1 protein-coding gene is annotated in these 565 nt (G+C 61.2%); it reads left to right on the top strand.

Going from position 1 to position 565, the window contains the following annotated elements:
- Nucleotides 1-565 (top strand): HNH endonuclease signature motif containing protein (locus ELI80_RS16685; RefSeq protein WP_136651329.1); only part of this gene is annotated, 565 nt, incomplete at both ends.

The following is a 565-nucleotide window of genomic DNA, read 5'->3' as shown; positions in this document are numbered from 1 at the left end:
ACGACTATGAGCTCGGTGCACGCTCCGGCACCACAATTGAGTGCGACAACACCACCCACGCCCTGATCCGGCAATACCGCACACACGTGGCACAAGAGAACAACATCACCGAAGACGAAGCAGCACGCCTGATCCTCACCGGTGAACTCACCGCACAACCCACGGTGACTATTTTCGGGTTCGCACCCCTGGGCCCCGATGGTGACATCGTCGACGGTGCATCAGTGTTTTTCCCCGGTACGGGGTGGACCGATGCTGAGGGCAGTGCTGTGGCCGAACAGTACGCCTCGCGCATCGTGGACCTTGGTGATGTTGCCGGCCACGAGATCGACGGCTATGTTCCCTCGGCCCGGATGAAAGCGTTCGCTATCGCCCGCGACGGCACCTGCGTCTGGCCGGGCTGTACCCGCGATGCACAGCACTGCCAGCTTGATCACCGCGTCCCCTACGCCGACGGGGGAAGCACAACCCCAGCGAATTTGTTCTCGTTGTGTCAACGTCACCACAACGTGAAAACGGATCGTCGTGCCTACTACATTCCCGACCCCACCACCGGCGACATCGT

It is taken from the genome of Paracoccus aeridis (assembly GCF_004923205.2).
GTDB lineage: Bacteria > Pseudomonadota > Alphaproteobacteria > Rhodobacterales > Rhodobacteraceae > Paracoccus > Paracoccus aeridis.
This window is presented reverse-complemented; position numbering and strand designations above follow the sequence as displayed.